Genomic DNA, 9,746 nt, shown 5'->3' with positions numbered 1-9,746 from the left:
TTTTTTGTATCTAGATTGTTGTCCCTCTTTCTATTTGAAGCTGCATGTTCTTTCCATTTATAAAACTGTCACTATTTTTCCTCAAATGGAATTTAAGGATGCATTTCCTTTGGTTACTATATTGATGCCTATTTATCTTTATGCCACTTCTGAGCCTCTTCTAGAGATTCTATATTCGCATTTAATAGCTTATGCCAAACAATATTTTTTAAGCTGCGAATTTCTCTTTCTTATTACGATTATTGACCTAATTGCTACTATTTTCTGCAATCTAAACTTTTACATTATATCGAGTGCATATGTTTGCTATGCTAATGATCTAGATCACATTAACGTCACATAAAGTGACGCATGTAACTTTTTAAATCTAAACAGTTTTCTTTGGAGATAAGTGGTAATGGGACAGTTTGCAACCCTAGGTTTTATCGCAATAGGTGGCGCTTTTGGTGCTTGTTCACGTTATTTAATATCTGAACTTTGCGTACTTATTTTAGGCCGAGGTTTTCCTTATGGTACGTTAACCGTAAATATTGTTGGCTCATTTATCATGGGTACGCTTATTGCGCTATTCGAAAACGAAGTCATTGCTGTAGACCCATGGCGCCAAATCGTTGGGCTTGGCTTCCTTGGTGCTTTAACTACCTTCTCAACATTCTCTATGGATAATGTTCTTATGTTCCAACAAGGCGACTATTGGAAAGCGGGTCTAAATATCTTACTCAACGTTGTGTTTAGTATCTCTGCTGCAATGATCGGTTTTCACCTTGTGTTCAAAAACTGAGTAAGTTTGCTTTGTTCTTTTGATAGTTTCTATATAATGAATCTGCTTGTCGGAGTGCTGAAGTGTTAATCACAAGAAGCTGAGACCGTGAATACGGAATCCGTAGAACCTGATACAGGATAATACCTGCGAAGGAAACAAGGTGGTCAATTCTATTTAGGTATTAAGATTTTAACTTAATACCACCTGCCATCAATCTATCCGACAAGCTGTGTTTATTACAGAAGGATAGGGCGATGGAATCCCCACTTACTAGCTTTATACAATCCCCCAATGCTACTCTAGCTTTTCGCGCAGCGATCGACTCTGTTATTGAGTGCGCACGTGATGCTGGTTTTACAAATCTAATTATGGAATACAGGCAAGGCGATGGCTTTGCTGTCAGTCTAACTGCTCCTGAACAATCTTATAATCTAGCTGTAGACAACAGTGATTCATCACAACAATCTATTACCATTCACGATCAAAATAACCAGCACATCGCTTCTATCACAACGTTGTTTACCCAAGGCAAAGACATTGTCTGCCTCGTTAATGGCACTCAGTTTGAATGGGACTATGTGTCGGAAGAGTTTGCAACAACACACGATAGTTACATTGCCTGGTTATTGGTTTCACTTTCTCTTGGCTTTACGATTGAAGATTCTGCGCTAATTTCTCGTAGTGCACAGCATGTTTCATGTGAAACATGGCCATCAGATATCCGTTACTTTCCCCGCTTAAGAAACAATAATCTCGCAACAACAGTTCGTAAACAGACGCGATGCTTTGGTCTATATCCAGTAGTAGACAGCATAGAATTAGTGGAAGAGTTAGCTACTTGTGGTGTGGAAATTTTACAGCTCAGAATAAAAGACAAAGCGGCTAGTGAAGTTTCTGATGATGTAAAACGTGCTATTCAAATAGGCAAAGAACGTGGTGTTGATATCGTTATCAATGATTACTGGGGGCTTGCTTTAGAGTATGGAGCATCCTGTATTCATTTAGGCCAAGAGGACTTAGCTGAGCTAGAAGATAGCAGTTTATTGGATAGCGATATCGGTTTAGGTATCTCAACTCATGGCTATTTTGAGATTATCAATGCCTTGCAGTACAAACCTTCATACCTTGCATTGGGGCATATATTCCCAACTACCACAAAAGATATGCCTTCATCTCCGCAAGGACTGATCAAACTCAAACTATACCAAGCCCTTATTTCATCTATTGGTAAGCAAAGAGGATCACTCCTACCTAGTGTTGCGATTGGTGGTATTGATTTAGCGCGTGCGCCTAAGGTGATCGATACTGGTGTTTCGAGTGTGGCAGTGGTTAGGGCTGTAACATTAGCGGATGATAAGAAGAGAGCAGTCGATCAATTTCAAGTGTTGTTTAACTCTGAACAATCAGTGGATGGAGTGACCAATGCTCACTGATAAGGAATTTGTACGTTATCAACGGCAAATCATGTTGCCTGAGATCGGAGAGCAAGGACAGCAGTCACTATTAAACGCCAGGGTACTGGTTGTTGGTTGTGGTGGTTTAGGTAGCGCTGTGGCACTACAACTGGCAGGTGCTGGGGTGGGTAAGCTAGTTCTTTGTGATGATGACAGCGTAGAAATTAGTAACTTGCATCGACAATTAAGCTATCGCGAATCCGATCTTGGTAGCTCAAAGGCCATCTCTTTAGCCAATCAAGTTCGCCAGCTAAATTCCTCAATTAATGTACGCAGTGTTAATCGACGTATGAGCTTAGACACGTTGTTGTTAGAAGTTAACATGGCTGATCTGGTTGTAGATTGCAGTGATAACTTTCCTACCCGACAAGATATCAATAAAGCCTGCTTTTCTAATACCACGCCGTTAGTTTCTGGTGCTGCCATAGGCTGGGATGGTCAGCTTGCGTATTTTGATTATCAAGGAGAGAAAGCACCTTGCTATCACTGCCTATATCCATTTACCGAATCGAACCAAGCAACCAAATGTAGCGAATCAGGTGTGATGGGACCAAACGTAAATATGATTGCGAGTTTGCAATCGATGCTTGCGATACGTGCACTTATTGAACCTGAAACACTGAACGCGGCAGAGTTGATGGTCTTTCAAGGACGCACTATGACTCAACAAAAATTTGAAATTGCTAAAGATGACACCTGTGCCGTCTGCAAAAAAGGAAGTAATTGATGACTGATATTGCAATAACCATTAACGATAAGTCGATAACGCTTGGTGCTGATAGTACCTTAGTCGACGCATTGGAAAACCAAGGATTGCCAACCCAAGGCTGTGCAATTGCTCTAAACAATAAAGTTGTTCCACAATCAAAATGGGACAGCATCAAGCTACAGAAGGGCGACACTCTTTCTGTATTTCGCGCGATAGCTGGAGGCTAATTATGTTGAAAATAGCAGATAAGACATTTAATTCACGACTGTTTACCGGCACGGGTAAGTACGCAAACAACCAATTAATGGCATCATCAATTGCAGCTTCTGAATCCGAACTGGTGACTATGGCATTGAAGCGCGTAGACGTATTCGACAAGCAAGACGATATTCTAGGTTCATTAAACAATATTGGCGTGAATTTATTACCCAATACTTCAGGCGCTAAGAATGCGCAAGATGCAATATTTGCTGCGCATCTAGCAAGAGAAGCCTTGCAAACGAACTGGCTTAAACTAGAGATTCATCCTGACCCTAAGTACTTAATGCCCGATCCAATCGAAACACTAAAAGCGGCAGAGCAGTTGGTTAAAGATGGCTTTGTAGTATTACCTTACTGCCATGCTGATCCTGTGTTATGTAAGCGCTTAGAAGAAGTAGGTTGCGCAGCCGTAATGCCACTTGGTGCTCCTATTGGCACCAATAAAGGCTTGGCCTCAATTGATTTCTTAAAGATTATTATCGAACAAGCAAATGTTCCGGTGATTGTTGACGCAGGAATTGGCGCTCCATCTCATGCTGCGCAAGCAATGGAAATTGGCGCAGATGCGGTTTTGGTCAATACCGCGATGGCAACTGCTGGCGATCCGATTGCAATTGGACGTGCTTTTAAGTTAGCGGTAGAAGCGGGTAGGATTGCTTACGAATCTGGCTTAGGCGCACAACAAGTTAAAGCGATGGCATCAAGCCCTATGACTGCATTTCTTGATTCCTCATACGAGGCGAAACTATGAGTTTTGTCGACGTATTCGAATCGATAGATTGGAGTGAAAGCTACCTATCTATTATGTCCAAAACCGCTACTGATGTAGAAAGAGCTTTGGCTAAAACGAAGCTAGATCTTGAAGACTTTAAAGCGCTCATTTCGCCAGCTGCAGAACCATACTTAGAAAACATGGCTCAGCTTTCTTACCAAAAAACGAGACAGCGTTTTGGTTCTACCATTGGTTTATATGTGCCTCTGTATCTTTCAAATCTTTGCTCTAATGATTGTACGTACTGCGGGTTCTCAATGAACAATCGCATTAAGCGTAAGACTCTAACTAAAGAAGAGATCGATTTAGAAGTTAATGTATTAAAAGCAATGAAGTTCGACAGCGTACTTTTAGTTACTGGTGAGCATCAGAAAAAAGTCGGTATGGAATATTTCCGCCAAGCCGTGCCTCAGATAAAAGAACAATTTAATTATCTGGCCATGGAAGTGCAGCCTCTTGAACAACAGGAATATGCTGAACTGAAAGGTCTTGGCTTGGACGCAGTCATGGTTTACCAAGAGACGTACAATCCATCCACGTATGCAGAGCATCACTTAAAAGGCTCGAAGACGGACTTTTACTATCGACTAGAAACTCCTGATAGATTGGCTAAAGCTGGAATAGACAAGATAGGTATTGGTGCATTAATTGGTTTAGATAACTGGCGAGTGGATAGCATGTTTGTTGCTTGTCATCTTGATTATCTAGAGAAAACATATTGGAAAACTCGCTATAGCATTTCATTGCCAAGGTTAAGACCTTGCGAGGGGGGTGTACAACCTAAGTCGATATTGAATGACAAACAGATGGTGCAATTGATTTGTGCTTATCGTCTATTCAATCAACATGTGGATATCTCTTTATCTACTCGTGAATCAGCTTCATTTAGAGACAACATCTTACCGTTAGGTGTTACTACTGTTTCGGCGGCATCTAAGACTCAGCCTGGTGGTTACGCAGTTGATATCGATGATCAAGAACTGGAGCAATTTGAAATATCGGATGAGCGTACAGCGTTAGAAGTTGAATCTGCAATTCGTAGTCGCGGTTTTGAACCGGTATGGAGAGATTGGACGTCGATTTATTCTGGTTAGTGTTTCACGTGAAACAGCAGAGAAATAAAATAGCCCCTCAATAATTGGATAACCAACTATTGAGGGGCTTTGCTATTAGAGCTAGAGAGCTAGAGAGCTAGAGAGCTAGAGAGCTAGAGTTGCTTGTTGCAACCATTGCTTCACATCGCCATCAACTAGTGGTGATAAATCATTCCACACTTTTTGATGATACTCATTAAGCCATTCAATCTCATGCGCGGTCAGAAGTGACTGCTCGATATTACGTTTATCGATCGGTGCACGAGTTAGAGATTCAAAACCAAGCACAGAGAAGTCGCCTTGAGTTTCTATTTCCACCACGATCTCTAGGTTTTCAATACGGATACCAAACTCATCAGTTCGGTAATATCCTGGTTCATTTGAAAGAACCATACCAGCTTCTAATGGAATATTATTGTAGTTTTTAGAGATGCCTTGCGGGCCTTCATGCACACTTAAAAAGTGTCCTACACCATGACCTGTACCATGGTCATAATCAAAGCCTTGCGCCCACAAATGTTGACGAGCAAGAATATCCAATTGATGACCACAAGTGCCTTTCGGGAATCGAGCTTCGGCTAAAGCAATGTGACCTTTAAGCACCAAGGTAAATTGTTTCTTCATTTCTGAAGTCGGTTGACCAATCGCAATAGTACGAGTGATGTCTGTGGTGCCGTCTGGGTATTGACCGCCTGAATCCACAAGATACATAGAGTTATCGTACACGACACTTGGAGCCGGTTCGTTGTTGTGGTTGTAGTGACACATAGCAGCATTATTTGAAGCCGCTGAAATAGTATCAAAGCTAAGATCTGCTAGAGACTCATCTTCACGTCTAAAGGCTTCAAGTTGGTCTGCAATCTGTGCTTCATCGTGATATTGGCCTTTAGCATTTTCTGCATCAAACCAAGATAAGAACTTAACCATCGCCACACCATCGCGAATATGACAGTTTTTCATACCTAATGCTTCAACACTATTTTTGGTTGCTTTAGGCAGTCGACAAGGATCTGCGATAGGCAGAACTTCTGCACCCACTTCATTAAGAACGATGCCAAACCATGCGTTACTTGTCGCAGGATCTAGGATAACTTTTTTGTTATTCAAATTAGCTAAGCGTTCTTTTAGTTGGCTTGGTGAGAATAGAGTGACGCCTTCTCCAGTGTGCTGGTTAAACTCTGCAGGCACACGCTCTTGATCAATGAAGAACTCAAGCTGACCGTCGTTATGAATAATGGCGTGCGATAGCGCTGCTGGTAATCTTGATATGTCACTACCACGAATGTTGAGTAACCAACAGATGGAATCTAATGCTGTTAGTACTGCACTGTCAGCTTTATTTTCTTTTAATAGAGCCGCAATGTTGGTGCGTTTTTCTTGGCTACCCACACCGACCCATTCGTTACCCATTAGACGAAGATCGGAAAGGGCAACAGCAGGTCGATCGCTCCAAAGCTCATCAACAGGATTATTCTCAAAATAGATAAGGTCGTAATCTTCAGCTAAGGCTTGTTTGGCCGCATTTAACCAACGAGCAGAATGCATTTTAGGGTCAATGCCTACTTTGCTACCCGCTTTTAAATTAGCTTGAATCCAAGCGATAGGAGGGGTTTGAATTAGGTGCTGATACGAAAATACGTCAGATGGAGTTTGCTTAGTGACCTGAACCGTGTAGCGTCCGTCAACAAAGATAGCGGCATCTTCAGTTGTAACAACAGCGGCTCCAGCAGAGCCTGTGAAACCCGTTAGCCAATGTAAACGTTCGTTGTGCTCTGGAATGTATTCACCTAAGAACTCGTCTTCATGGGGAACAATAAAAGCATCAAGTTTATTTGTGTTTAACCAGTTACGGAAATCCGTAACTCGGCTATTAATCTGAGATGGCATAATCTCTCCTCATCATTACTACCTAATATGCGTATGGCAATTAAGCTACCCTTTTTGATGTCGCTGTGCAATTCTATAGTGCTTAACAAGCCTTTATATATTGGGAATGACAAGCATAGTAATTAACTTAGCAATCTCGCTTAGAAAAAGGCTTGATAATGGCGAGACAAATTTTGATTGTAGAGTTGTTTCTTATTCAGATCTTGTGGCTTTGTTCTCAAGTATTTTCCCAACACGATTTCTGAATAACAAATTACTGTGATTGCTGTAACTGAAAACAGTTCTAGTTTCGGATAAAAAAGTATATTCTATGTACAGGAAAGTTTTTCGTCCTACCGTGAGTTTTGATTTCTTCAAAACCCGATAAACTCTTATTTAAGTGAAGTAATATGGCACTAACGACTTACGAAATGGCTCGCAGATTAGAGCAACTTGAAGAGTCTCCAGAAAAAGTAATGTATGGTAAATTACTGGTAGAGCTCGGCAATCAAAGCGAAGAAAGAATTAGAAGTGCAGCTAAGCAACTCCCACTAACCACTCTTAAGGATATCGTATATCAGTTTCAAAAAGTGATTGAATCAAGAAAAGGTGAGCAAGTGGAATTAATGGCTCAGCAATTATCTAAAGATGGAATCACCATTGAAGATCTAAAAGCTTTTTTAAATAAATAGTTTCATTTAGGAAATGGCTACTTACTGCGATTCAATTCACTACGATTAAAAAATGTTTTGCTAAGTATATGGTCAGTCGAGAAGAATCCTGCTCCCCATATCACATTGATGAGAATCATTAAGCCCCAAAGTTGATGGTCATAAAAACCATTTTCCCAAAGGGCTGGGTAAGACACCACTGCCATGATATTAAACACAAATAAAATGGCTGCAAACAGTCGAGTGAATAATCCTAAAGCAAGAAGTACAGGAATTATAAGCTCAGTAGCCGTTCCTACATATGCGGCTATTTCCCACGGCAGTAATGGCACCTGATATTCATATTCAAATAAAAATAAAGTGCTCTCCCAGGTACTTATTTTAATTAAACCTGAATTGAAAAATACCCACGCCACCCAAAGTCTACAGAACAATAGTAGTAGCGGAACCGTTACGCGCTGTAAGTTGGATACTGTATTTTGATAGGCTTGATATTGAGTTTGAATGCTACTGTTCATATCCATTCCTTGTATTGATTTCAGCAATTGTAGGCATTAAGAACCCTGAAATTACCTCTTCTTTCACCAAAGACGAAATGTAAGGTAATAACGACTCATCAATTTGTGAGAGTGGGCGTTGGGCTTCTATGGCTAATAGAAGTTGGTAGCAATCGGCATCTAGAGCTTTGTAGTGGAGCTGTCCATCAGGCTTAATAGAGATAAAACCAGATTGAGCTTGTTGTATCTCTAAGTCATCAAATGAACGACGTTCAATGCCTGCCATAAGATCAAAGACAGCGATACTAGAATTAAAGCTAGCGACCCCAATATTGCTGGTTAGGCGAATATGTGGCTGTTGGTCCTCTGCTAGGTTAGTAAGGGCAGATAAAGGCAAACAGCCGATGTGTTGTTGATTATCGACTCTGTTTTGTAATTCATCACATAAGGCTTCAAAACGAGCCAGTTCAGTTAAGTAAGGTGCAACTTCTAACACTTTGGTAAATTGGCAAATAGTTTTATCAAACCCTTGTCCGTAATGAGACACATTTCCGCTCATTGAGGGTGTGGTTAATACATGTTGTCTGGCCATCTGCTCAAAGCACTCCTCTCCAACCATGGCCAGTGTATTTGGGTAAACAGCTTTAAGTACATCGCTTAAACTGAGAATAACGTTGTTTCTATACACTTGCATACGTTGCTCTGCCGAGAAGTGGTCGCTATGTATATCGCAATTTTCCGCAGCACCTTGGTAAATCAGTGACTGAGCAAAGTTGGCTTGTAGCTTGGCAAGAGAGATCATCACGCCACCTGTACATTGCTAATTTCATTTATGATGATGGAGGCTTTGTGTGCCTCGCCGAGCAAAATTTGTGGCTCAGGGATATCAGTGTCCCATTCAATTAAAGTAGGTACTGTTGGGTTGGTTTGATTCCAAGTGCGGTATAAATCCCACACTTCTTTGCAGACGTGCGTGCTGTGCGTATCAATCCATATTTTTTTATTTTGAATTTCTTTTACGGTGAACCCCGCAAGGTGTATCTCTTTTACTGCACTGTGTGTAATGGCGTTTAGGTAATGCTGTGCGTCAAAATCATGATTCAGCGATGAGACATAAATATTGTTTAGATCGAGCAGTAAATGGCAATCAGTACGGCGCTGAACTTCATTTAAAAACTCCCATTCAGCAATTGTTGAATGATTAAATCTTAGGTAACTGCTTGGGTTTTCGATTAGCAGAGGGCGTTGTAGGGCGTCTTGCACTTGCATCACGTTACGTACAAAAACCTGTAAAGCCTCTTCGGTGTATGGAAGTGGAAGTAAATCATTGAAATGCACACCGCCGTTTTCGCTCCAGCTTAAATGATCAGACACCATTGTCGGTTGCAGTTCATTAACTAGGTCGACTAATGCTTGGAGGTGTGAAGAGTCTGGTGTTTGTACTGAGCCTAGAGATAGCCCAACACCATGACATGAAACATCGTGTTGCTGGCGTATGCTTCTTAGTTGTTTACGCGCTAAAGAATTAACTTCAAAAAAATTTTCACTGTGTACTTCTAACCAAGAGAGATGATCTGGATTTTGTGCGAAGAAATCCAAGTGTGGATGACGTAATCCAACTCCAACTGCGCTATGAATATTATTATTTTGCATCTTAGT

11 protein-coding genes and 1 riboswitch are annotated in these 9,746 nt (G+C 41.0%); of the genes, 7 read left to right on the top strand and 4 right to left on the bottom strand.

Annotated features, from left to right (window positions below; all coding sequences use genetic code 11):
* Nucleotides 1-397: 397 nt before the first annotated feature.
* The 6 genes from crcB to thiH all read left to right on the top strand — a co-directional run bounded on the left by crcB (nt 398) and on the right by thiH (nt 5,053).
* Nucleotides 398-781, top strand: a complete 384-nt coding sequence (gene crcB / locus VHA01S_RS15905; RefSeq protein ID WP_023405367.1) for a fluoride efflux transporter CrcB — start codon at nt 398-400, stop codon at nt 779-781.
* Between the two features lie 40 nt (nt 782-821).
* Nucleotides 822-935: riboswitch (TPP riboswitch) on the top strand.
* Nucleotides 936-1,017: 82 nt separating this feature from the next.
* Nucleotides 1,018-2,196: a thiamine phosphate synthase gene (locus VHA01S_RS15900; protein WP_023405366.1), complete on the top strand. Its 1,179-nt coding sequence runs from the start codon at nt 1,018-1,020 to the stop codon at nt 2,194-2,196.
* Nucleotides 2,186-2,944 (top strand): HesA/MoeB/ThiF family protein, encoded by a 759-nt coding sequence (locus tag VHA01S_RS15895; protein WP_023405365.1) that lies wholly within the window; start codon nt 2,186-2,188, stop codon nt 2,942-2,944. Before VHA01S_RS15900 ends, VHA01S_RS15895 begins: the two co-directional genes overlap by 11 nt.
* Nucleotides 2,944-3,153: a sulfur carrier protein ThiS gene (thiS, locus tag VHA01S_RS15890; RefSeq protein ID WP_023405364.1), complete on the top strand. Its 210-nt coding sequence runs from the start codon at nt 2,944-2,946 to the stop codon at nt 3,151-3,153. Before VHA01S_RS15895 ends, thiS begins: the two co-directional genes overlap by 1 nt.
* Nucleotides 3,154-3,155: 2 nt before the next feature.
* The gene (locus tag VHA01S_RS15885) at nt 3,156-3,938 is read left to right on the top strand and encodes a thiazole synthase (RefSeq protein ID WP_023405363.1); all 783 of its coding nucleotides are present in this window, start codon (nt 3,156-3,158) and stop codon (nt 3,936-3,938) included.
* On the top strand, nt 3,935-5,053 hold the full coding sequence (gene thiH, locus VHA01S_RS15880) for a 2-iminoacetate synthase ThiH (RefSeq protein ID WP_023405362.1): 1,119 nt from the start codon (nt 3,935-3,937) through the stop codon (nt 5,051-5,053). The genes VHA01S_RS15885 and thiH overlap by 4 nt, the downstream gene beginning before the upstream one ends.
* A 105-nt stretch (nt 5,054-5,158) precedes the next feature.
* Here thiH and VHA01S_RS15875 read toward each other — a convergent pair whose 3' ends face one another.
* Nucleotides 5,159-6,940, bottom strand: coding sequence for an aminopeptidase P family protein (locus VHA01S_RS15875; RefSeq protein ID WP_023405361.1), 1,782 nt, complete (start codon nt 6,938-6,940; stop codon nt 5,159-5,161).
* A gap of 389 nt (nt 6,941-7,329) precedes the next feature.
* Here VHA01S_RS15875 and tsrA point away from each other — a divergent pair, with 389 nt between their 5' ends.
* Nucleotides 7,330-7,611 carry an H-NS-like global regulator TsrA gene (gene tsrA / locus VHA01S_RS15870; RefSeq protein WP_023405360.1) on the top strand — a complete coding sequence of 94 codons (282 nt, stop codon included), beginning with the start codon at nt 7,330-7,332 and terminating at the stop codon, nt 7,609-7,611.
* 17 nt (nt 7,612-7,628) lie between these two features.
* On the opposite strand, the gene VHA01S_RS15865 is transcribed toward tsrA, so the two are convergent.
* From VHA01S_RS15865 to bufB, 3 genes are read right to left on the bottom strand one after another with little or no spacing between them, the layout of a single operon-like run.
* Nucleotides 7,629-8,108 carry a DoxX family protein gene (locus VHA01S_RS15865; RefSeq protein WP_023405359.1) on the bottom strand — a complete coding sequence of 160 codons (480 nt, stop codon included), beginning with the start codon at nt 8,106-8,108 and terminating at the stop codon, nt 7,629-7,631.
* A complete protein-coding gene (locus VHA01S_RS15860; RefSeq protein WP_023405358.1) occupies nt 8,098-8,889 on the bottom strand; it encodes an HvfC/BufC N-terminal domain-containing protein in 792 nt (263 codons plus the stop codon). The genes VHA01S_RS15865 and VHA01S_RS15860 overlap by 11 nt, the downstream gene beginning before the upstream one ends.
* A complete protein-coding gene (bufB, locus tag VHA01S_RS15855; protein ID WP_023405357.1) occupies nt 8,889-9,740 on the bottom strand; it encodes an MNIO family bufferin maturase in 852 nt (283 codons plus the stop codon). Before bufB ends, VHA01S_RS15860 begins: the two co-directional genes overlap by 1 nt.
* Nucleotides 9,741-9,746 lie beyond the last annotated feature (6 nt).

Source organism: Vibrio halioticoli NBRC 102217, assembly GCF_000496695.1.
In the GTDB taxonomy this organism is placed as follows: domain Bacteria; phylum Pseudomonadota; class Gammaproteobacteria; order Enterobacterales; family Vibrionaceae; genus Vibrio; species Vibrio halioticoli.
Note: the sequence above shows the minus strand (reverse complement) of the source record. Positions and strands in the feature narration are given on the sequence as shown.